The organism is Streptomyces calvus (genome assembly GCF_006782915.1).
GTDB lineage: Bacteria > Actinomycetota > Actinomycetes > Streptomycetales > Streptomycetaceae > Streptomyces > Streptomyces calvus.
In genome coordinates this window covers 1-22,018 of the sequence record NZ_VCNP01000022.1, presented here as the reverse complement: position 1 = coordinate 22,018, position 22,018 = coordinate 1, and the positions used below count along the sequence as shown (strand labels likewise).

The window sequence follows — 22,018 nt, the reverse complement described above, 5'->3', positions numbered from 1 at the left end:
CCATGCGCACCCGAATTCTCGTACTTGGACAGCGCGTCGGCTGACGCTGAGCCCCGATCGCTCAGCGACCCACCCCCCGGCGCGCTCCCCTCGCTTGCCTTACGGCACGAGGGGTTTTTTGTTGCACAGGCACCTGCCGAGCAGCACGCGTAACCCGCACAAACCTCGCAAAAACCCTCAGCATCGAGAAGAGAAGCCGATGACCGAGCAGGCCACCGGGGCCCATCACCCGCAGCCGCGGCCCCGATCCGGAGGACAGCAGTCCACCCCCATCGAGCACGTCACGGGTGCGCAGTCCCTCATTCGCTCTCTCGAGGAGGTCGGCGCCGACACGGTATTCGGCATTCCCGGCGGCACGATCCTTCCGGCGTACGACCCGCTGATGGACTCCAGCAAGGTGCGCCACGTCCTGGTCCGGCACGAACAGGGCGCCGGCCACGCGGCGACCGGCTACGCGCAGGCCACCGGCAAGGTGGGTGTCTGCATGGCGACCTCGGGACCCGGCGCGACCAACCTGGTCACGCCGATCGCCGACGCGCACATGGACTCGGTGCCGCTGGTCGCGATCACCGGCCAGGTGGTGTCCTCCTCGATCGGCACGGACGCCTTCCAGGAGGCGGACATCGTCGGCATCACCATGCCGATCACCAAGCACAGCTTCCTCGTCACCAAGGCCGAGGACATCCCGCGGATGATCGCGCAGGCGTTCCACATCGCCTCCACCGGCCGCCCGGGCCCGGTCCTGGTCGACATCCCCAAGGACATCCTGCAGAAGAAGACCACCTTCTCCTGGCCGCCGGTCATGGACCTGCCCGGCTACCGTCCGGTCACCAAGCCGCACGCCAAGCAGATCCGCGAGGCGGCCAAGCTGATCACCTCCGCCAAGCGGCCGGTGCTCTACGTCGGCGGCGGCGTCCTCAAGGCCGGCGCCACCGCCGAGCTGAAGGTCCTCGCCGAACTCACCGGAGCGCCCGTCACCACCACCCTGATGGCGCTCGGCGCGTTCCCCGACAGCCACCCGCTGCACGTGGGAATGCCGGGCATGCACGGTGCGGTCACCGCCGTCACCGCGCTGCAGAAGGCCGACCTGATCGTCGCCCTCGGCGCCCGCTTCGACGACCGCGTCACCGGCAAGCTGGACAGCTTCGCCCCGTACGCCAAGATCGTCCACGCCGACATCGACCCGGCCGAGATCGGCAAGAACCGCGCCGCCGACGTGCCGATCGTCGGTGACGCCCGCGAGGTCATCGCCGACCTGATCCAGGCCGTCCAAAAGGAGCACGCCGACGGCCACCGCGGCGACTACACCGCCTGGTGGAACGACCTCAACCGCTGGCGCGAGACCTACCCCCTCGGCTACGACCTGCCCGAGGACGGCTCGCTCTCCCCGCAGCAGGTCATCCAGCGCATCGGACAACTGGCGCCCGAGGGAACGGTCTTCACGGCCGGCGTCGGCCAGCACCAGATGTGGGCCGCGCACTTCATCGAGTACGACAAGCCCGCCACCTGGCTGAACTCCGGCGGCGCCGGAACCATGGGCTACGCCGTCCCGGCCGCCATGGGCGCCAAGGCCGGCGCGCCCGACCGCACCGTCTGGGCGATCGACGGCGACGGCTGCTTCCAGATGACCAACCAGGAACTCACCACCTGCGCCCTGAACAACATCCCGATCAAGGTCGCGGTCATCAACAACGGTGCCCTCGGGATGGTCCGCCAGTGGCAGACCCTCTTCTACAACCAGCGGTACTCCAACACGGTGCTGCACTCCGGGCCCGACGACGTCAACCCGGACGCCCGGGGCACCCGCGTCCCCGACTTCGTGAAGCTGTCCGAGGCGATGGGCTGTTACGCGATCCGCTGCGAGGACCCCGCCGACCTCGACAAGGTCATCGAGGAGGCGAACTCGATCAACGACCGTCCGGTCGTCGTGGACTTCGTCGTCCACGAGGACGCGATGGTGTGGCCGATGGTCGCCGCCGGCACGTCCAACGACGAGATCATGGCCGCCCGGGACGTCCGCCCCGACTTCGGCGACAACGAAGACGACTGAGCGAGAGAGACCGAAGAGATCATGTCCAAGCACACGCTCTCCGTCCTGGTGGAGAACACCCCCGGCATCCTCGCCAGGATCGCCGCCCTGTTCTCCCGTCGCGGCTTCAACATCGACTCGCTCGCCGTCGGCGTCACCGAGCACCCCGACATCTCCCGCATCACCATCGTGGTGAGCGTCGAGGAGTTCCCGCTGGAGCAGGTCACCAAGCAGCTCAACAAGCTCGTCAACGTGCTGAAGATCGTCGAACTCGAACCCGGGCAGGCGGTCCAGCGCGAACTCGTTCTGGTGAAAGTGCGCGCCGACAACGAGACGCGCTCCCAGATCGTCGAGATCGTCCAGCTGTTCCGCGCCAAGACCGTGGACGTCTCGCCGGAGGCCGTGACCATCGAGGCCACCGGCAGCAGCGACAAGCTGTCCGCGATGCTCAAGATGCTGGAGCCGTTCGGCATCAAGGAACTCGTCCAGTCCGGCACGATCGCGATCGGACGCGGTGCCCGCTCGATCACGGATCGCTCGCTGCGCGCCCTGGACCGGTCGGCGTAAGACGCCGATCCGGTCGGTGCGCGACCGGATCCGGTCGGCACACGACCTGAAACGGGCGGCCGGACCCGACCGGCCGCCCGTATGCCGAGACCCGAAACCTTCCCCTCCCCCCACCGTCATACGGTGGGACGCAACACCTGCACCCAAGGAGAGAACCCAAAGTGGCCGAGCTGTTCTACGACGCCGACGCCGACCTGTCCATCATCCAGGGCCGCAAGGTCGCGGTCATCGGGTACGGCAGCCAGGGCCACGCCCACGCCCTGTCGCTGCGCGACTCCGGCGTCGACGTGCGCGTCGGTCTGCACGAGGGCTCCAAGTCCAAGACCAAGGCCGAGGAGCAGGGCCTGCGCGTGGTGACGCCGTCCGAGGCCGCCGCCGAGGCCGACGTCATCATGATCCTGGTGCCGGACCCGATCCAGGCGCAGGTCTACGAGGAGCACATCAAGGACAACCTCAACGACGGCGACGCCCTGTTCTTCGGCCACGGCTTCAACATCCGCTTCGGCTTCATCAAGCCCCCGGCCGGCGTGGACGTCTGCATGGTCGCGCCGAAGGGCCCGGGCCACCTGGTGCGCCGCCAGTACGAGGAGGGCCGCGGCGTTCCCTGCATCGCGGCCGTCGAGCAGGACGCCACGGGCAACGGCTTCGCGCTGGCCCTGTCGTACGCCAAGGGCATCGGCGGCACCCGCGCGGGCGTCATCAAGACGACCTTCACCGAGGAGACCGAGACCGACCTGTTCGGCGAGCAGGCCGTGCTGTGCGGTGGCACCGCGGCGCTGGTCAAGGCGGGCTTCGAGACGCTGACCGAGGCCGGTTACCAGCCGGAGATCGCCTACTTCGAGTGCCTGCACGAGCTGAAGCTGATCGTGGACCTCATGTACGAGGGCGGCCTGGAGAAGATGCGCTGGTCGATCTCCGAGACCGCCGAGTGGGGCGACTACGTCACCGGCCCGCGGATCATCAACGACTCCACCAAGGCCGAGATGAAGAAGGTCCTCGCCGAGATCCAGGACGGCTCCTTCGCCAGGAACTGGATGGACGAGTACCACGGCGGTCTGAAGAAGTACGACGAGTACAAGAAGCAGGACTCCGAGCACCTGCTGGAGACCACCGGCAAGGAGCTGCGCAAGCTCATGAGCTGGGTCGACGAAGAGGCGTGAGCCTCGGGCCGAGGGGCCGGAGCGGACTGCTCCGGCCCCTCGGCCGAACCCGGGGTAACGTCGGTGGTACGGCGTTGTCCATCCCGTCCTGCCACGGACGGGTGATCCTTCCAAAGCGGCGTAAGACGACGCCCTCGGCGCCACTACACTGCTGCACTACATACGCGTCAGGCCCACAGCGTCGTGCGTCTTCCACGCGGCTAGCACTTCTTCACCGCCTGCGGCCGTCGGGACGGCCGTCCGCATTGGACTTGTGAGGACTCACGTGAGCTCGAACCCCAGCCGAAAAGCTACGGTACTCATCGCTGAAGAGCTGTCGCCCGCCACCGTCGACGCCCTCGGTCCGGACTTCGAGATCCGTCACTGCAACGGCGCGGACCGGGCGGAGCTGCTCCCGGCCATCGCCGATGTGGACGCGATCCTGATCCGTTCGGCCACCAAGGTCGACGCCGAGGCGATCGCCGCCGCGAACAGGCTCAAGGTCGTCGCCCGGGCCGGCGTCGGCCTCGACAACGTCGACGTCTCCGCCGCCACCAAGGCCGGCGTGATGGTCGTCAACGCCCCCACCTCGAACATCGTCACCGCCGCCGAGCTCGCCTGTGGTCTGATCGTCGCCACCGCGCGCAACATCCCGCAGGCCAACGCCGCGCTGAAGAACGGCGAGTGGAAGCGGAGCAAGTACACGGGCGTCGAGCTCGCCGAGAAGACCCTCGGTGTCGTGGGTCTGGGGCGGATCGGCGCCCTCGTCGCGCAGCGCATGTCCGCCTTCGGCATGAAGGTCGTCGCCTACGACCCGTACGTGCAGCCCGCGCGCGCCGCGCAGATGGGCGTGAAGGTGCTGTCGCTGGACGAGCTGCTCGAGGTCTCCGACTTCATCACCGTCCACCTGCCCAAGACCCCCGAGACCCTCGGCCTGATCGGCGACGAGGCGCTGCGCAAGGTCAAGCCGAGCGTGCGCATCATCAACGCCGCGCGCGGCGGCATCGTCGACGAGGAGGCGCTGTACTCGGCGCTCAAGGAGGGCCGCGTCGCCGGCGCGGGCCTGGACGTGTACGCCAAGGAGCCCTGCACCGACTCGCCGCTGTTCGAGTTCGACCAGGTCGTCTGCACCCCGCACCTCGGCGCCTCCACCGACGAGGCGCAGGAGAAGGCCGGTATCGCCGTCGCCCGCTCGGTGCGCCTGGCGCTCGCCGGTGAGCTGGTCCCGGACGCGGTGAACGTGCAGGGCGGTGTCATCGCCGAGGACGTCAAGCCGGGCCTGCCGCTCGCCGAGCGCCTCGGCCGCATCTTCACCGCGCTCGCCGGCGAGGTCGCCGTCCGCCTGGACGTCGAGGTGTACGGCGAGATCACCCAGCACGACGTGAAGGTGCTGGAGCTGTCCGCGCTCAAGGGTGTCTTCGAGGACGTCGTCGACGAGACCGTGTCCTACGTCAACGCCCCGCTGTTCGCCCAGGAGCGCGGCGTCGAGGTGCGGCTGACCACCAGCTCGGAGTCGGCCGACCACCGCAACGTGGTCACCGTGCGCGGCACCCTCGCCGACGGCGAGGAGATCTCCGTCTCCGGCACGCTGGCCGGCCCCAAGCACGTCCAGAAGATCGTCGCCGTCGGCGACTACGACGTGGACCTCGCGCTCGCCGACCACATGGTCGTCCTGCGCTACGAGGACCGCCCGGGTGTCGTCGGCACCGTGGGCCGCATCCTCGGCGAGTCGGGCGTCAACATCGCCGGCATGCAGGTCGCCCGTGCCACGGTCGGCGGCGAGGCGCTCGCCGTGCTGACCGTCGACGACACGGTCACCGCTGGAGTGCTGACCGAGCTGGCCGACGAGATCGGCGCGACGTCGGCCCGCTCCGTCAACCTCGTCTGAGGTGACCGGGGGCCCCGCCCCCGGATCCCCCCGTTCGCCCTGAACGGGCTCGTTCCTCACACGCCGGACGGGCTGACTCGATCAGCCCGCCCGGCGTTTTCCATGGGCGCGTCCTCCCGTGCCCCGATCCGCCGCAGCCCGGCCGACGCCAGGGCCGCCGCCCCGGCCAGCAGCACCGCCGCCGCGATCGCGGCGGACCGCATTCCGTCGGTGAACGCCTCCCGTGCCGCCGCCGCCAGGGCGTCCCCCGCGCGCCCCGGCAGTTCGGCGGCGACGGCGAGTGCGCCGCCCAGCGTCTCCCGGGCGGGCGCGGCGGCGTCCGCGGGGACGCCGTGACGGTAGACGGCCGTGCCGATGGAGCCGAGGACGGCCATGCTGAGGGCGCCGCCGAACTCGGTGCCGGTCTCCAGCAGCGAGGACGCCGCTCCCGCCTTCTCGACCGGAGCCGTACCGAGCGCCAGGTCGGTGAGCAGGGACATCACGGCGACGATGCCGGACGCCATCACTCCGCACGCGGTTAGCACCAGCCACAGCGAGTCCGTGCCGGCGAGTGCCAGCAGTCCGTAGCCGCCCGCCGCGACGAGGAAGCCGCCCGTCACCATGTGCGCCCGGCCGACGCCCCGCCGCACCAGCAGCGCGGCGGCCGGCGCGGCGGCACCGATGGGCAGCGAGGGCAGCAGGCTCCACAGCGCGGCCTCCAGGGCGCTCCGGTCGAGCACCGACTGCAGGTACTGGGTGGTGAAGTAGGCCGAGCCCATCATGCCGAAGGCCGCCATGGTGTTGAGGACGACCGCCGGGGTGAAGCCGCGCCCGCGGAAGAGGGCCGGTGAGATCATCGGCGACGCGGCCGTGCGCTGCCGGTGCACGAACAGCGCCGCGAACAGCAGCCCGACGGTGACGGACACGACGTACCGGACGTTCCAGCCCTCGGAGGGCAGTTCCTTCAGCCCGTAGACGACGGGCAGGACCGCCGCCATCGACAGCGGCACGCTCAGCAGGTCGAACCGGCCGGGGGAGGGGTTCTTCGCCTCGGGGAGCAGGACCGGGCCGAGGAGCAGCAGCAGGACCATCGCGGGCAGGTTGACCAGGAAGACCGAGCCCCACCAGAAGTGCTCGACGAGCACGCCGCTCATCACCGAGCCGAGCGCGACGCCGGCGGCCATCACTCCGGACCACAGTCCGATCGCCTTCGCCCGCTGGGCGGGGTCGGTGAACATCGTGCGGACCAGCGCCATGGTCGACGGCATCAGGGTGGCGCCGCCGATGCCGAGCACCGCCCGGGCGGCGATGAGGGTCTCGGCGCTGTCCGCGTAGGCGGCGAGCAGGGAGGCGGCGCCGAAGGCCACCGCGCCGGCGAGGAGCAGCCGGCGGCGGCCGACGCGGTCGCCCAGCGAGCCCATCGTCATCAGCAGGCCGGCCAGGACGAAGCCGTAGATGTCGAAGATCCACAGCTGCTGGGTGCCGCTGGGTGCCAGGTCCGCGCTGATCTCGGGGATGGCGAAGTAGAGGACGGAGACGTCCATGGAGACCAGCAGCAGCGGGAGCATCAGCACCCCGAGGGCGGTCCATTCACGGCGGCCGGCCCGCGTGGGAGCCGGCCGTGAGGCGGTCGGGTTCGTCATGGCGGTGAATGTACGCACGTCTTAAACGCTTGTCTAGGACGGGTGTGTAATTCAGTCGTCTAGGACGCTTGTATGGACCGGGGTAGGGTGTGGCGCCATGGGACACCGCGAGGATCTGCTCGAAGGCGCCAAGCGCTGCCTGCTCGCCAAGGGGTTCGTCCGCACGACGGCCCGCGACATCGTCAAGGAGTCGGGCACCAACCTGGCGTCCATCGGCTACCACTACGGCTCGAAGGACGCGCTCCTGGCGCAGGCGTACGTGTCCCTGGTCGAGGGCATGGGTGACGCCTTCGATGGCGACGGGACGGTCGACGACACGGCGCCGGGCTCCACGGAGCGCTTCGAGCGGGTGTGGGCCAACATCATCGGCACCATGAAGGAGCCCGGCTCGGTGTGGCGGCTCAGCATGGAGGTGCTCGCCCTCGGCGACCGGCTTCCCGAGGTGCGCGACCGTCTGGCGGCGGCGCAGCGCGAGGCCGGACGCGGCCTGGTCCCGCTGCTGATGGGCGGCCGGGAGGAGGACGTGTCCGACGAGACGGCGGACACCCTCGGCGCGTTCTACGTGACCCTGATGACGGGCCTCATCGCCCAGTGGACGTTCGACCCGAAGTCCGCCCCGGAGGCCGGGCAGCTCGCCGAGGGGCTGCGCCGCCTGATCGCGGCCGCCGGCGCTACAGGCGGTGCGCCTTGAGCGCCATGTGCAGCAGCAGCCGGTCCTCCCCGTCGTCCAGGTCCAGGCCGGTGAGCCGCTCGATCCGGGCCAGCCGGTAGTACAGCGTCTGCCGGTGGACGCCCAGCTCGGCGGCGGTGCGGCCGGCCTGGCCCGCGCAGTCCAGGTAGACCTCGGCGGTGCGGGCGAGTTCGGCGTACGCGGGGGAGAACAGCGGGCCGGCGACGGGATCGCGGGCGGCCCCCGGAGGCAGCGCGGTCAGCAGCCGGTACGGGCCGATCGACGCCCACTCGGCGACCGGCCCGAGCCGGGGCTCGGCCAGCGCCGCCCGCGCCGAGGCGGACGCCTCCCGCCAGGCCGCGCCCAGGTCGGCGAGCCCCGTGCGGGCCGCCGCGACCCCGGCGGCCACCGCCGGCCCGGTCCCGACGCCCGGACCGCTCCCGCGCACCCGCTCCAGCAGCCGCGAGGCCGCCGTCGTCGCCGGGGCCAGGACGTCCGTCGAGCGCAGCCGCAGCAGCAGCGCCAGCGACGAGGCGGTGGCGCCCCACGGCAGGGTGCACAGCGCCGTCGCCCCCGGCACGGTACGCACCGAGGGCGCGTCGTCGGGGTCGGCGGAGGGCCACGGGGCGACACAGACCACCGTGTGCGGGCCCTCGGCGCGGCTGCCGAGCGCGGCCCGCAGCTCGGCGACCGCCATCTCCCGGTGCCAGTCCCGCTCGGCCGTCAGCACCGCCCGCAGTTCCCGGGTGAGGTCGGCGCCGTGCTGCGCCTCGTCCGCGAGCAGCGCCCCGATCCGCGCCGTCACCCGCATGGCCGCGGCGAGCTGCTGCTCGGAGGGGCCGGGCTCGTAGTCCAGCAGCCAGACGTAGCCGAGGACCACTCCCCGGTGGCGCACCGGCAGGCAGATCCGTCCCCGGTGCACGCCGGCCTCCGGGGTGCGCGGGATGCGGACCGGGCCGGTCGCGCGGGTGATGCCGAAGCCCTCGAACCAGGCGCGGACGGCGGCGGTCGAACGGCGGGTCAGGATCGAGCGGGTGCGCACCGGGTCCAGCACGGACGGATCGAGGTCGCCCTCGCTGTCGTAGGCACCGAAGGCGATCAGCTCGAAGTCGCGGTTCTCCAGGGTCGCCGGAGCGCCGAGCAGCTCCGACATCTCGTCCACCAGCTCCTGGTAGTCATCCCTGTATTCCGACGTCACCCGGGCATTCTGCCGCAAAGTCCCGGCCCCTTCATACATCTGTCTGAGATCTTCGGAGCGGATGCGTGACAGCTGTCGATGGCCGACGATCGGGGGGATCCTTAGGTTTCACGGTGGTTCTCCGTGCCGTACCCGAATGGTCGGGTCGCGGCCTCATGCAGCTTGTGGAGGTGCCCCGTGCTGGGTCCCGTGATTCTCGCCGCGTCGCGCAGCGACCGGATGCGACGCCTGGTCTCGGCGGCCCCGGTGACCAAGCAGGTCGTCGACCGCTTCATCCCCGGTGAGACCGTCGACGAGATCCTGCCGATCATCGAGGAGCTCACCGGCAACGGCCTGGAACTGACCATGGACGTCGTCGGCGAGGACATCACGACCCCGGAGCAGGCGGCCGCCGCCCGCGACGCCTACCTGGAGCTGATCGACCGGCTGAAGCCGCTGGAGCTCGGCGCCCGCGCCGAGATGTCGGTGAAGCTGTCGATGTTCGGCCAGGCGCTGCCCGGCGGCCACGAGCTGGCGCTCGCCAACGTCCGCCCGGTCGTCGAGGCCGCCGCCGAGATCGGCACCACGGTCACCCTGGACGCCGAGGACCACACCACGCTCGACTCGATGTTCGCCATCCACGAGGAACTGCGCAAGGACGTCCCCCGGACCGGCTGCGTGATCCAGGCCTACCTCTTCCGCACCGAGGAGGACGCGCGCCGCCTCGCCGCGAACGGCAGTCGCGTACGGTTGGTGAAGGGGGCCTACAAGGAACCCGCCGAGGTCGCCTACCAGCAGAAGCACGAGATCGACAAGGCGTACGTGCGCATCCTGCGGACGCTGATGGAAGGCGAGGGCTACCCGATGATCGGGTCCCACGACCCGCGTCTGATCTCCATCGCCCAGGAGCTCGCCCACCGCGCCGGACGCAAGCTCGACGAGTACGAGTTCCAGATGCTGTACGGCATCCGCAGCGACGAGCACCTGCGGCTGGCCGCCGAGGGCCACCGCATGCGCGTCTACACGGCCTACGGCACCGACTGGTACGGCTACTTCATGCGCCGTCTGGCGGAGAAGCCGGCGAACCTCCGGTTCTTCCTCCGCTCGATGGTCACCAAGGGCTGACACCACACCGCTCACGTAAGGAGTTACGGAACCCATGGACGCTGTGACCCAGGTCCCCACCCCCGTCAACGAGCCGGTGCACGGCTACGCCCCCGGGACGCCCGAGCGCGCCCGGCTGGAGGCCAAGCTGAAGGAGCTGGCCGACAACCCGATCGACCTGCCGTGCACCATCGGCGGTGAGCGCCGGATGGGCGGCGGCGAGGCCTTCCGGGTCGTCCAGCCGCACAACCACCGCGCGGTGCTCGGCACCTACCGCAACGCCACCCAGCAGGACGCCCAGGACGCCATCGACGCGGCGCTGGCCGCCGCGCCCGCCTGGCGTGCGATGTCCTTCGACGACCGCGCGGCGATCATCCTGCGCGCCGCCGAGCTGCTGGCCGGCCCGTGGCGCGAGACGATGGCCGCCTCCACCATGCTCGGGCAGGGCAAGACCGCCCAGCAGGCCGAGATCGACACTCCTTGCGAGCTCGTCGACTTCTGGCGCTTCAACGTCCACTACGCCCGCCAGATCCTGGCTGAGCAGCCGCCGGCCAACTCGCCGGGCGTGTGGAACCGCCTCGACCACCGCCCGCTGGAGGGCTTCGTCTACGCGATCACGCCGTTCAACTTCACGGCGATCGCCGGCAACCTGCCGACCGCGCCCGCGCTCATGGGCAACGTGGTCGTCTGGAAGCCGTCCCCGACGCAGACCCACGCCGCCGTGCTGCTGATGCAGCTGCTGGAGGAGGCCGGTCTGCCCAAGGGCGTCATCAACCTCGTCACCGGCGACGGCATCGCCGTCTCCGAGGTCGCCCTGGAGCACCGCGACCTCGCCGGTATCCACTTCACCGGCTCGACCAGGACCTTCCAGCACCTGTGGAAGACGGTCGGCGCCAACATCGAGAAGTACCGCACCTACCCGCGTCTGGTCGGCGAGACCGGCGGCAAGGACTTCGTCGTCGCCCACCCGTCGGCCGACCCGGCGATCCTCAAGACCGCGCTGACCCGCGGTGCCTTCGAGTACCAGGGCCAGAAGTGCTCGGCGACCTCCCGGGCGTACATCCCGGCGTCGATCTGGAACTCCGGTTTCAAGGAGGAGTTCGCGGCCGAGGTCGACGGCATCAGGATGGGTGACGTCACCGACCTGTCCAACTTCATCGGCGCCGTCATCGACGAGCGTGCCTTCGCCAAGAACAAGGCCGCCATCGACCGCGCCAAGGAGGACGCCTCCTGCCGCATCGTCGCGGGCGGCAGCTACGACGACTCCGAGGGCTGGTTCGTCCGCCCGACCGTCATCGAGTGCGACGACCCGGAGAACGAGGTGTTCCGCACCGAGTACTTCGGCCCGATCCTCGCCGTGCACGTCTACGACGACGAGAAGTACGACGAGATGCTGACGCAGATGGAGTCGGTGTCCGACTACGCCCTGACCGGCTCGGTCATCGCGGGCGACCGCGCGGCGGCGGCGTACACGATGGAGAAGCTGCGCTACGCGGCCGGCAACTTCTACATCAACGACAAGTCGACCGGTGCCGTCGTCGGCCAGCAGCCCTTCGGCGGCGGCCGTGCCTCCGGCACCAACGACAAGGCCGGCGCCCCGCAGAACCTGATGCGCTGGACCCTGACCCGCGCCATCAAGGAGACGCTGGTCCCGCCGACCGACTACACCTACCCGCACATGGGCTGACGCCCTGTCGTCCCGGACGGGCCAGGTCTCAACGGACCTGGCCCGTCCGGCGTTTCCGCAGGCGGGAGGGGTGCGGCAGAGCCCGCCGTCTCAGATAGTAGGAAGTCCGAGTAATTGTGGAGACAGATGCTCCGGGCTCCCTTAGTTTTGTAGGAGCCGAACGTCTCGCTCGACCAAGCGAATGGCGGTCGTGAGCCGGGCCCGTGCAGGCAACCCCTGCGGCCCGTGGCTCCCCGCCCCACCCGGCGTCTCGTACACACCCCCTCTTCCGTGCTCCAGGCATGCCGAAGGAGTCGATGACCCATGGCCGAGACGACCGTCCGCCGCCGCGTCCGCCACACCGCCCGCACGAGCGAGTCCGACCGCCAGAACGCCGCCGCCGCACTCCAGCGCGCCCTCGACCGCAGGGACAACGGCGGCTCCACCGGCCACTGACCCATCCCGCGTCCGTATGCCGGACGGTGTGTGTCATCCCGTGGGACGAGGAGTAGGGTGCCCGCATGTCTCGCAGCATCAATCTCGCAGTGATCCCCGGTGACGGCATCGGCCAGGAGGTCGTGGCCGAAGGCCTGAAGGTCCTCTCCGCCGTCCTTCCGCAGGATGTGAAGCTGGAGACCGAGGAGTACGACTTCGGGGCCAGGCGCTACCACGCCACCGGTGAGACCCTCACCGACGCCGACCTCGACGCGCTCAAGCGGCACGACGCCATCCTGCTCGGCGCCATCGGGGACCCCTCGGTCCCCTCCGGCGTCCTCGAGCGCGGCTTCCTGCTCAAGCTCCGCTTCGCCTTCGACCACCACGTCAACCTGCGTCCGTCGAAGCTCCTCCCGGGCGTCGCCACCCCGCTCGCCGGCCAGCCCGAGATCGACTTCGTCGTGGTCCGCGAGGGCACCGAGGGCCCGTACACCGGCAACGGCGGCACCATCCGCAAGGGCACGCCGCACGAGGTCGCCACCGAGGTGTCCGTGAACACGGCCTTCGGTGTCGAGCGCGTGGTCCGCGACGCCTTCGCCCGCGCCCAGGCCCGCCCGCGCAAGAAGCTCACGCTGGTCCACAAGAACAACGTGCTGACCTTCGCCGGCCACCTGTGGACGAACACCTTCAACAAGGTGGCCGAGGAGTACCCCGAGGTCACCACCGACTACATCCACGTCGACGCCGCGACGATCTACCTCGTCACCGACCCGGCCCGCTTCGACGTCATCGTCACCGACAACCTCTTCGGCGACATCATCACCGACCTCGCCGCGGCCGTCTCCGGCGGCATCGGCGTCGCCGCGAGCGGGAACATCAACCCCTCCGGCGACTACCCGTCCATGTTCGAGCCCGTGCACGGCTCGGCGCCGGACATCGCCGGCCAGGGCAAGGCCGACCCCACCGCCACGGTCCTGTCCGTCGCCCTCCTGCTGCGCCACCTCGGCCACGAAGCCGAGGCGGCCCGGATCGAGGACGCCGTCTCCGCCGACCTGGCGGAACGCGGCGCCCTGCCCGCCCGCAGCACCTCGGACATCGGCGACGCGCTCGCCGCGCGAGTAGCCGGCTGACCCGGCGCGCACCTCGACACTCTCGAAGCCGCCGGGCCGCATCCGCACCCGGCGGCTTCCGCATGTCCCCGCCGGGTGCCACCATCGACCAACGGGCCGCATTCACCCTGTTTCTTCCGCCCTCGCCCCCAGGCGATAATCGGACACGGAGCCGCGGAATGAGGGAATGCTCGGACGTCCTAGTACTGGCCACCGGCCGTGAGGGCGTGTGCGCGGCCCGTCACTACAACCGGTGAAGGACAACCACTCATGACGACGCCCACGATCGAGCTCAAGCCCTCGGCCAACCCGCTTTCGGACGCGGAGCGCGAGGCGATCCTGGCCAGCCCCGGATTCGGCCGCCACTTCACCGATCACATGGTGACCATCAAGTGGACCGAGGGCCGCGGCTGGCACGACGGCCAGCTCGTCCCGTACGCGCCGATCTCCCTCGACCCCGCCACCACCGTCCTGCACTACGCGCAGGAGATCTTCGAGGGCCTGAAGGCGTACCGCCAGCCCGACGGTTCCGTCGCCACCTTCCGCCCCGAGAAGAACGCCGAGCGCTTCCAGCGTTCCGCCCGCCGCCTCGCGATGCCCGAACTGCCGGTCGAGACCTTCATCGAGGCGTGCGACGCCCTGGTCTCCCAGGACAAGGCGTGGGTGCCGGCGCACGGCGGCGAGGAGTCCCTCTACCTGCGCCCGTTCATGATCGCCACCGAGGTCGGCCTGGGTGTGAAGCCGGCCAACGAGTACCTGTTCCTGGTGATCGCCTCCCCGGCCGGCGCCTACTTCCCGGGCGGTGTGAAGCCGGTCTCCATCTGGGTCTCCGAGGACCGGGTCCGTGCCGTCCCCGGCGGCATGGGCGACGCCAAGACCGGCGGCAACTACGCCGCCTCCCTGCTCGCCCAGGCCGAGGCCGCCGCCAAGGGCTGCGACCAGGTCTGCTACCTCGACGCCGTGGAGCACACCTGGGTCGAGGAACTCGGCGGCATGAACCTGTACTTCGTGTACGGCGACAAGATCGTCACGCCTTCCCTCAGCGGCTCCATCCTGGAGGGTGTCACCCGCGACTCCCTGCTGGGCGTGGCCCGCGACCTCGGCTACGAGGCCGTCGAGGAGCGCGTCTCCGTCGACCAGTGGCAGCGCGACTCGGAGAACGGCACCCTCACCGAGGTCTTCGCCTGCGGCACGGCGGCCGTCATCACCCCGGTCGGCACGGTCAAGCGGGCCGGCGCCGAGTGGCGGCAGAGCGGCGGCGAGCCCGGCGAGGTCACCCTCCGGCTGCGTCGTGCCCTCCTCGACATCCAGCGCGGCACCGCCGAGGACAAGCACGGCTGGATGCACCGGCTCGGCTGATCCTCGTCCCACCGGCCGTCCGTCAGGGCCGTTCCCGACTCGCGTCGGGGGCGGCCCTGACGCGTTCCGCCGACCCGGCATGCTCGAGCGGACCTCGATGGGTACCTCGTCTTTTTGAGTGACGCTCAATAACCTGCCGCCGGTCTATTGGCACCTCGACATCCTCGGTTTAGAGTGACGCTCAAACGTCATTCGAAGGCGAGGAGGTGCTCCCGTGCGGCTGACGCCCACCGAGCGCGACCGGCTGCTGCTGTTCTCGGCCGCCGAACTGGCCCGGGCCCGACGGGCGCGCGGCCTGCGGCTCAACGTGCCGGAGGCGACCGCGCTCGTCGCCGACACGGTGTGCGAGGCCGCGCGCGACGGCGCCCGGCTGGCCGAGGCGATCGAGCGCGCCCGCTCGGTGCTGGGTCCGGACGACGTCCTGCCGGGCGTCGCGGACGTGGTCACCGAGGTCCAGGTCGAGGCCGTCTTCGACGACGGCTCACGGCTCGCGGTGGTCACCGACCCCATCGGCGGCGGACTCGGCGAGCGGGGCCCGGGCGCACTGCTGCCGGGGCCCGGCCGCACCGGGCCCGAGGCGGCCGTGCGGATGGCCGTCACCAACACCGCGACCGTGCCGGTGTCCGTGACCTCGCACTTCCACTTCTTCGAGGCCAACCCGCGGCTCGACTTCGACCGCTCCACGGCCTACGGGATGCGCCTCGCCGTGCCCGCCGGGTCCTCGGTGCGCTTCGGACCGGGCGAGACCGTGGAGGTCGGGCTGCTGCCGTTCGGCGGCGAGCGGATCGCCATCGGGTTCGCCGGACTCGTCGACGGCCCGCTCGACGCGCCGGGCGCGAAGGAAGAGGCCCTGCGCCGGGCCGCCGCCTGCGGATACCTGGGAGCCGCCCGGTGAACCCGTACGAGTACGCCGCCACCCACGGCCCCCGGGCCGGCGACCGTGTCCGCCTCGGCGACTCGGGACTGGTGATCCGCGTCGAGTCCGACGCCCAGCGTCCCGGCGACGAGTTCCTCGCCGGCTTCGGCAAGACCGCCCGCGACGGACTGCACCTCAAGGCCGCCGCCGTCCGCGAGACCTGCGACGTCGTCATCAGCAACGTCGTCGTCATCGACGCCGTGCAGGGCGTCCGCAAGGTGTCCATCGGCATCCGCGAGGGCCGGATCAGCGGAATCGGACGCGCGGGCAACCCGGACACCCTCGACGGGGTCGACGTCGTCGTCGGCACGGGCACCTCGATCGTGTCCGGCGAGGGCCTGATCGCCACCGCCGGCGCGGTCGACACCCACGTCCACCTGCTGTCGCCGCGCATCATGGAGGCGTCGCTCGCCTCCGGCGTGACCACGATCATCGGGCAGGAGTTCGGGCCGGTGTGGGGCGTCGGCGTCAACTCGCCCTGGGCGCTGCGGCACGCGTTCAACGCCTTCGACGCCTGGCCCGTCAACATCGGCTTCCTCGGCCGCGGTTCGTCCTCCCACCCGGCGCCGCTGGTCGAGGCGCTCGCCGAGGGCGGCGCGTCCGGCTTCAAGGTGCACGAGGACATGGGCGCCCACACCCGGGCGCTGGACACGGCGCTGCGCGTCGCCGAGGAGCACGACGTGCAGGTCGCCCTGCACAGCGACGGACTGAACGAGTGCCTGTCCGTCGAGGACACCCTGCGCGTGTTGGAGGGCCGCACCATCCACGCCTTCCACATCGAGGGCTGCGGCGGCGGACACGTCCCCAACGTGCTGAAGATGGCCGGCGTCCCGAACGTCATCGGCTCCTCCACCAACCCCACCCTGCCCTTCGGCCGGGACGCCGTCGCCGAGCACTACGGCATGATCGTCTCCGTCCACGACCTGAAGACCGACCTGCCCGGCGACGCCGCGATGGCCCGCGACCGCATCCGCGCCGGGACCATGGGCGCCGAGGACGTCCTGCACGACCTGGGCGCCATCGGCATCACCTCCTCCGACGCGCAGGGCATGGGCCGCGCCGGCGAGACCGTCCGCCGCACCTTCGCCATGGCCGGGAAGATGAAGGCCGAGTTCGGCGCGCCGGACGCGGACCACGACAACGAGCGGGTCCTGCGCTACATCGCCAAGCTGACCATCAACCCCGCCATCGCCCACGGCCTCGCGCACGAGGTCGGCTCCGTCGAGGTCGGCAAACTCGCCGACATCGTGCTGTGGCGCCCCGAGTACTTCGGCGCCAAACCCCAGCTCGTCCTCAAGTCCGGCTTCCCCGCCTACGGCGTGACCGGTGATCCCAACGCCGCCACCGACACCTGCGAACCCCTCGTCCTCGGGCCGCAGTTCGGCGCGCACGGCGCCACGCCCGCCGACCTCTCCGTCGCGTTCGTCGCGCGGGCCGCCCTCGACCGGGGCGGCGACCGGATGCCGACCCGCCGCCGCCGGGTCGCCGTGCGCGGCACGCGCGGCATCGGCCCGGCCGACCTGCGGCTCAACTCCCGTACCGGACAGGTCGACGTCGACCGGCGCACCGGCCTGGTCACCCTCGACGGCGAACCGCTCCGCTCCGAACCGGCCGACTCCGTCTCCCTGAACCGTCTCTACTTCCTCTGAGGAACCACCATGTCCGCAGCCGCCGACGGCTTCCGCATGCCCGCCGAATGGGCGCCGCACGAACGCACCTGGATGGCCTGGCCCGAACCCAACGACACCTTCGCCGACGCCGCCGAACTCGCCGCCGCCCGCGCCGCCTGGGCGGCCGTGGCCCGCGCCGTGCGCCGCTTCGAACCGGTCACCGTGGTGTGCGGGCCCGGCCGGTCGGCCGGGGCACGCGCCCTGCTCGGCGCGGACGTGGACACCGTCGAGCGGGACCTCGACGACGCCTGGATGCGCGACACCGGGCCGACGTTCCTGACCGACGGCCGCGGACGACTCGCCGCCGTCGACTGGACGTTCAACGGCTGGGGCGCGCAGGAGTGGGCCCGCTGGGAGCACGACGCGAAGATCGCCGCGCAGGTCGCGGACCTCGCCGGGGCACGGACGTACAGCTCGCGGCTCGTCAACGAGGGCGGCGGGATCCACGTCGACGGCGAGGGCACCGTGCTGCTCACCGAGACCGTGCAGCTCGGCCCCGAACGCAACCCCGGCTGGACGAAGGAGCAGGTCGAGGCGGAGATCCACGCCCAGCTCGGCACCCGCAAGGCGATCTGGCTGCCGCGCGGCCTCACCGCCGACCATCCCCCGTACGGCTTCGGCACCCTCGGGCATGTCGACATCGTCGCCGCGTTCGCCGGGCCCGGCGTGGTCGTCGCCCACCGGCAGCCGGACCCGGCCCACCCCGACCACGAGGTGAGCGAGGAGGTCATCGGACTGCTGCGGTCGCAGACGGACGCGCGCAGCCGCCGCCTGGAGGTGGTCGAGGTGCCCGCGCCGACCGTCCTGGAGGCCGACGGCCACTGGGCCGACTACTCCTACATCAACCACTACGTCTGCAACGGCGGCGTCGTGCTGTGCGCCTTCGACGACCCGCGCGACGAGATCGCCGCCGGCATCCTCCGCCGCCTGTACCCCGGGCGCACGGTGACGACCGTCGACGCGCGTACGATCTTCGCGGGTGGCGGCGGCATCCACTGCATCACCCAGCAGCAGCCGAGGATCTAGCGGGAGCGGGCAGCGGGATGGCGGGAGGACGCAGACAGGCACCGCCGCGCGAGGACGTGCTCGCCGCCGCCATGGCGATGATCGCCGAACGCGGCCTGGAGCGGCTGACCATGGCCGCGCTCGGCCACGAGGTCGGCATGAGCAGCGGACACCTCGTCTACTACTTCCGCTCCAAGGACGAACTGCTGCTGCGGACCCTGGAATGGAGCGAGGAGCGCCTCGGCGCCGAACGCTCCCGGCTGCTCGCCCGCCCCGCCACCGCCCGCGAGCGCCTCGACGCCTACGTCGGCCTGTACGTGCCCGACGGCCACCGTGACCCGCACTGGACGCTGTGGCTGGAGGTCTGGAACCGCTCGCAGAACGCCGACGCCGACGCGCGCGACCGGCAGGCCGCCATCGAGGGCGCCTGGCACCGCGACCTGGTGGCGCTGCTCGCCGAAGGCGTCTCCCACGGCGAGTTCCGCCGCGTCGACCCCGACCGCTACGCCGCCCGGCTGCGCGCCCTGCTCGACGGCCTCTCCATCCACGTGGCGATCGGCCTGCGCGGCGCCGACCGGCCGCAGGTCCTCGGGCACGTACGGGAGTTCCTCGCCGAAACCCTCCTCGCGGACGCCTGAACCGGCGCCCGCGTCCCGGCGTGCCGCCCGCATCCTGAGACGGAGGGCGGCAGCCGGGCCGCTTGTGACACACTTCTCCCGTGCTCTCGTTCGCCATGATTATTGGCAGCAGGCGCGCCGGTCCGCAGTGACCGCCCGTACGACACCGTACGGGCGGACACCGTCGTCCTCGACCCGCGCGCAGACCTCTCGCACCCGCGAGGGGTTTTTTCGTTTCCTGGCCCACCCGCAGCCGGGGACCGGGCGCGAGGGACCATGGGGGGACGGTGGAGCCGGTCATTCCGGTAGACCGAGATCCAACACAGGAGCCTTCAGACCATGACCGCAACCAGCGAGCTCGACGACTCGTTCCACGTCTTCGACACCACCCTGCGCGACGGCGCCCAGCGTGAGGGGATCAACCTCACGGTGGCCGACAAGCTCGCCATCGCACGGCACCTGGACGAGTTCGGCGTGGGCTTCATCGAGGGCGGCTGGCCCGGCGCCAACCCGCGGGACACCGAGTTCTTCGCCCGCGCCCGGCAGGAGATCGAGTTCCGGCACGCCCAGCTGGTCGCCTTCGGCTCCACCCGCCGCGCCGGCGCCACCGCCGAGCAGGACCCGCAGGTCAGGGCGCTCCTCGACTCGGGCGCGCAGGTGATCACGCTGGTCGCCAAGTCCCACGACCGCCACGTCGAACTCGCCCTGCGCACCACCCTGGACGAGAACCTGGCGATGGTCCGCGACACCGTGTCCTACCTCAAGGGACAGGGCCGCCGGGTCTTCGTCGACTGCGAGCACTTCTTCGACGGCTACCGCGCCAATCCCGAGTACGCCAAGGCCGTCGTGCGCGCCGCCTCCGAGGCCGGCGCCGACGTCGTCGTCCTGTGCGACACCAACGGCGGCATGCTCCCGGCGCAGATCCAGGCCGTGGTCGCCACCGTGCTCGCCGACACCGGCGCCCGGCTCGGCATCCACGCCCAGGACGACACCGGCTGCGCGGTCGCCAACACCCTCGCCGCCGTCGACGCCGGAGCCACCCACGTGCAGTGCACCGCCAACGGCTACGGCGAGCGCGTCGGCAACGCCAACCTGTTCCCGGTCGTCGCCGCCCTGGAACTCAAGTACGGCAAGAAGGTCCTGCCCGAGGGCCGGCTCCGCGAGATGACCCGCATCTCGCACGCCATCGCCGAGGTCGTCAACCTCACCCCCTCCACGCACCAGCCCTACGTGGGCGTCTCCGCCTTCGCCCACAAGGCCGGACTGCACGCCTCCGCGATCAAGGTCGAACCGGACCTCTACCAGCACATCGACCCCGAGCGGGTCGGCAACACCATGCGGATGCTGGTCTCCGACATGGCCGGCCGGGCCTCCATCGAACTCAAGGGCAAGGAACTCGGCATCGACCTCGGCGGCGACCGCGAGCTGGTCGGCCGGGTCGTCGAGCGGGTCAAGGAGCGCGAGCTCAAGGGCTACACCTACGAGGCCGCCGACGCCTCCTTCGAGCTGCTGCTGCGCACGGAGGCCGAGGGCAGGCCGCTGAAGTACTTCGACGTCGAGTCCTGGCGCGCGATCGTCGAGGACCGCCCCGACGGCAGCCACGCCAACGAGGCCACGGTCAAGCTCTGGGCCAAGAGCGAGCGCATCGTCGCCACCGCCGAGGGCAACGGACCGGTCAACGCCCTGGACCGCGCCCTGCGCGTCGCCCTGGAGAAGATCTACCCGCAGCTCGCCAAGCTGGAGCTGGTCGACTACAAGGTCCGCATCCTGGAGGGCAAGCACGGCACCCAGTCCACGACCCGGGTCCTGATCGCCACCTCCGACGGAGCGGGGGAGTGGTCCACGGTCGGCGTCGCGGACAACGTCATCGCCGCGTCCTGGCAGGCCCTGGAGGACGCCTACACGTACGGGCTGCTGCGCGCCGGAGTCGAACCGGCGGCCTAGGCCGGCACGCTCCGGCCACCCGGCCGGACACCTGCGGCGGTCGGGCGGCAGGGTCCTCCACGGAAACCCCTGCCGCCCAGAATGTCCGCTTGCGTCATATTTCGGGTAGCTTCGAACGTATGAAGGACGCGCTGCCGCGTACCCTCGTACGCCTGCTGATCGTGCCGATGACCGCCGTGCTGGCGGTCCTGATGGCCGGTGCGCCCGGTGCGCAGGCGGCCACCGACCTCTCCGTCGTCGCCGAGGAACTGCGCGAGAGTCCCGTCTACGTCGACCCGGAGGCCGAGGACATCCTCGCCCCGTCCGACGCCGAGGCGCTCGCCGACAAGATCGAGGACGCGGACAAACCGGTCTTCGTGGCGGTCCTCCCGGCGGACTACCCGACGCAGGACCTCTTCCGGAACCTGCGCACCGAGACCGGCGTCACCGGTCTGTACGGCATCCGGCTCGGCGACGTGTTCGACGCGCGCGCCGACAGCAGCGTGCTGAGCCGCGACGGCGTACGGAACCTGGTCACTGCCGTGCAGGGCGCCGGTGACGCCAAGGCCCAGCTGAACGACTTCGTCGACGACGCGCTGCGCAACACCGGCGGCTCGGCGCCGGGTTCCTGGAGCGACGGAGGCGGCGGGGACGTTCCCGTCGGCGGGCTGGTCACCGTCGGCGCCCTGCTGGCGGCCGGCGGCGCGGGCGTCTACGCCCTGTCCCGCCGCAACCGGCGGCGCCACGAGGAGGAGCAGCGGGCCGCGCTGGAGAAGCTGCGGGTGGAGGTGGACGAGGACATCACCGCGTTCGGCGAGGAACTCGACCGCCTCGACTTCCATCCCGCCGAACCCGGCGCCGACGACGCGATGCGCGCGGACTACGAGCGTGCCCTGGACGCCTACGAGCAGTCCAAGCGGCTGATGGCCGAGGCCGGCAGGCCGGAGGACGTCCGGGCCGTCACCCAGGCGGTCGAGGACGGGCGCTTCGCGCTGGCGAGCCTCGCCGCGCGCCGCGAGGGCCGCCCGCTGCCGGAGCGGCGCCCGCCGTGCTTCTTCGACCCGCGCCACGGCCCGTCGGTCGCCGACGAGACCTGGACGCCACCGGGCGGCGCCCAGCGGC

At 71.2% G+C, this 22,018-nt stretch carries 18 protein-coding genes; 16 read left to right on the top strand and 2 right to left on the bottom strand.

Going from position 1 to position 22,018, the window contains the following annotated elements:
* Positions 1-199 precede the first annotated feature (199 nt).
* The 4 genes from FGW31_RS09705 to serA all read left to right on the top strand — a co-directional run bounded on the left by FGW31_RS09705 (position 200) and on the right by serA (position 5,623).
* Positions 200-2,050 carry an acetolactate synthase large subunit gene (locus tag FGW31_RS09705; protein WP_142192977.1) on the top strand — a complete coding sequence of 617 codons (1,851 nt, stop codon included), beginning with the start codon at positions 200-202 and terminating at the stop codon, positions 2,048-2,050.
* Positions 2,051-2,071: 21 nt separating this feature from the next.
* Positions 2,072-2,596 (top strand): acetolactate synthase small subunit, encoded by a 525-nt coding sequence (ilvN, locus tag FGW31_RS09700; protein WP_030216544.1) that lies wholly within the window; start codon positions 2,072-2,074, stop codon positions 2,594-2,596.
* Positions 2,597-2,757: 161 nt separating this feature from the next.
* Positions 2,758-3,756 (top strand): ketol-acid reductoisomerase, encoded by a 999-nt coding sequence (ilvC, locus tag FGW31_RS09695; RefSeq protein ID WP_142192976.1) that lies wholly within the window; start codon positions 2,758-2,760, stop codon positions 3,754-3,756.
* A 265-nt stretch (positions 3,757-4,021) separates the two neighbouring features.
* On the top strand, positions 4,022-5,623 hold the full coding sequence (gene serA, locus FGW31_RS09690; RefSeq protein WP_142192975.1) for a phosphoglycerate dehydrogenase: 1,602 nt from the start codon (positions 4,022-4,024) through the stop codon (positions 5,621-5,623).
* Positions 5,624-5,679: 56 nt separating this feature from the next.
* Here the strand turns inward: serA and FGW31_RS09685 are convergent, their stop codons facing one another.
* Positions 5,680-7,245, bottom strand: a complete 1,566-nt coding sequence (locus FGW31_RS09685; protein WP_142192974.1) for an MFS transporter — start codon at positions 7,243-7,245, stop codon at positions 5,680-5,682.
* 97 nt (positions 7,246-7,342) lie between these two features.
* On the opposite strand from FGW31_RS09685, the gene FGW31_RS09680 reads away from it, so the two are divergent.
* Positions 7,343-7,936 (top strand): TetR/AcrR family transcriptional regulator, encoded by a 594-nt coding sequence (locus tag FGW31_RS09680; protein ID WP_142192973.1) that lies wholly within the window; start codon positions 7,343-7,345, stop codon positions 7,934-7,936.
* Here FGW31_RS09680 and FGW31_RS09675 read toward each other — a convergent pair.
* Positions 7,917-9,152, bottom strand: coding sequence for a PucR family transcriptional regulator (locus tag FGW31_RS09675; RefSeq protein WP_182674845.1), 1,236 nt, complete (start codon positions 9,150-9,152; stop codon positions 7,917-7,919). The genes FGW31_RS09680 and FGW31_RS09675 overlap by 20 nt on opposite strands.
* A 138-nt stretch (positions 9,153-9,290) precedes the next feature.
* Here FGW31_RS09675 and FGW31_RS09670 point away from each other — a divergent pair, with 138 nt between their 5' ends.
* From FGW31_RS09670 to FGW31_RS09620, 11 genes are all read left to right on the top strand, one after another.
* The gene (locus tag FGW31_RS09670; RefSeq protein WP_142192971.1) at positions 9,291-10,217 is read left to right on the top strand and encodes a proline dehydrogenase family protein; all 927 of its coding nucleotides are present in this window, start codon (positions 9,291-9,293) and stop codon (positions 10,215-10,217) included.
* A 34-nt stretch (positions 10,218-10,251) separates the two neighbouring features.
* On the top strand, positions 10,252-11,883 hold the full coding sequence (pruA, locus tag FGW31_RS09665) for an L-glutamate gamma-semialdehyde dehydrogenase (RefSeq protein WP_142192970.1): 1,632 nt from the start codon (positions 10,252-10,254) through the stop codon (positions 11,881-11,883).
* A gap of 303 nt (positions 11,884-12,186) precedes the next feature.
* Positions 12,187-12,318: a hypothetical protein gene (locus tag FGW31_RS35935; RefSeq protein WP_142192969.1), complete on the top strand. Its 132-nt coding sequence runs from the start codon at positions 12,187-12,189 to the stop codon at positions 12,316-12,318.
* A gap of 65 nt (positions 12,319-12,383) precedes the next feature.
* Positions 12,384-13,427, top strand: coding sequence for a 3-isopropylmalate dehydrogenase (locus FGW31_RS09655; protein ID WP_142192968.1), 1,044 nt, complete (start codon positions 12,384-12,386; stop codon positions 13,425-13,427).
* Between the two features lie 249 nt (positions 13,428-13,676).
* Positions 13,677-14,765, top strand: a complete 1,089-nt coding sequence (locus FGW31_RS09650) for a branched-chain amino acid aminotransferase (RefSeq protein WP_142192967.1) — start codon at positions 13,677-13,679, stop codon at positions 14,763-14,765.
* 214 nt (positions 14,766-14,979) lie between these two features.
* On the top strand, positions 14,980-15,660 hold the full coding sequence (gene ureA, locus FGW31_RS09645) for an urease subunit gamma (RefSeq protein ID WP_142192966.1): 681 nt from the start codon (positions 14,980-14,982) through the stop codon (positions 15,658-15,660).
* Positions 15,657-17,330: an urease subunit alpha gene (locus FGW31_RS09640; protein WP_142192965.1), complete on the top strand. Its 1,674-nt coding sequence runs from the start codon at positions 15,657-15,659 to the stop codon at positions 17,328-17,330. Before ureA ends, FGW31_RS09640 begins: the two co-directional genes overlap by 4 nt.
* A gap of 9 nt (positions 17,331-17,339) precedes the next feature.
* A complete protein-coding gene (locus tag FGW31_RS09635) occupies positions 17,340-18,377 on the top strand; it encodes an agmatine deiminase family protein (protein ID WP_142192964.1) in 1,038 nt (345 codons plus the stop codon).
* A 17-nt stretch (positions 18,378-18,394) separates the two neighbouring features.
* Entirely contained in the window at positions 18,395-18,994 is a 600-nt protein-coding gene (locus FGW31_RS09630) for a TetR/AcrR family transcriptional regulator (protein ID WP_142192963.1), read from the top strand.
* Positions 18,995-19,312: 318 nt separating this feature from the next.
* Positions 19,313-20,917, top strand: a complete 1,605-nt coding sequence (cimA, locus tag FGW31_RS09625) for a citramalate synthase (RefSeq protein WP_142192962.1) — start codon at positions 19,313-19,315, stop codon at positions 20,915-20,917.
* Between the two features lie 119 nt (positions 20,918-21,036).
* On the top strand, positions 21,037-22,018 hold a 982-nt coding region (locus FGW31_RS09620), incomplete at its 3' end, for a hypothetical protein (RefSeq protein ID WP_142192961.1).

What these genes read in the sequence shown, in the direction of transcription:
- FGW31_RS09685 (WP_142192974.1), bottom strand. Translation starts at nt 7,245, where the DNA reads ATGACGAACCCGACCGCCTCACGGCCGGCTCCCACGCGGGCCGGCCGC.
- FGW31_RS09705 (WP_142192977.1), top strand. Translation starts at nt 200, where the DNA reads ATGACCGAGCAGGCCACCGGGGCCCATCACCCGCAGCCGCGGCCCCGA.
- cimA (WP_142192962.1), top strand. Translation starts at nt 19,313, where the DNA reads ATGACCGCAACCAGCGAGCTCGACGACTCGTTCCACGTCTTCGACACC.
- FGW31_RS09680 (WP_142192973.1), top strand. Translation starts at nt 7,343, where the DNA reads ATGGGACACCGCGAGGATCTGCTCGAAGGCGCCAAGCGCTGCCTGCTC.
- FGW31_RS09675 (WP_182674845.1), bottom strand. Translation starts at nt 9,152, where the DNA reads ATGTATGAAGGGGCCGGGACTTTGCGGCAGAATGCCCGGGTGACGTCG.
- FGW31_RS09650 (WP_142192967.1), top strand. Translation starts at nt 13,677, where the DNA reads ATGACGACGCCCACGATCGAGCTCAAGCCCTCGGCCAACCCGCTTTCG.
- FGW31_RS09630 (WP_142192963.1), top strand. Translation starts at nt 18,395, where the DNA reads ATGGCGGGAGGACGCAGACAGGCACCGCCGCGCGAGGACGTGCTCGCC.
- FGW31_RS09655 (WP_142192968.1), top strand. Translation starts at nt 12,384, where the DNA reads ATGTCTCGCAGCATCAATCTCGCAGTGATCCCCGGTGACGGCATCGGC.
- pruA (WP_142192970.1), top strand. Translation starts at nt 10,252, where the DNA reads ATGGACGCTGTGACCCAGGTCCCCACCCCCGTCAACGAGCCGGTGCAC.
- ilvN (WP_030216544.1), top strand. Translation starts at nt 2,072, where the DNA reads ATGTCCAAGCACACGCTCTCCGTCCTGGTGGAGAACACCCCCGGCATC.
- FGW31_RS35935 (WP_142192969.1), top strand. Translation starts at nt 12,187, where the DNA reads ATGGCCGAGACGACCGTCCGCCGCCGCGTCCGCCACACCGCCCGCACG.
- FGW31_RS09635 (WP_142192964.1), top strand. Translation starts at nt 17,340, where the DNA reads ATGTCCGCAGCCGCCGACGGCTTCCGCATGCCCGCCGAATGGGCGCCG.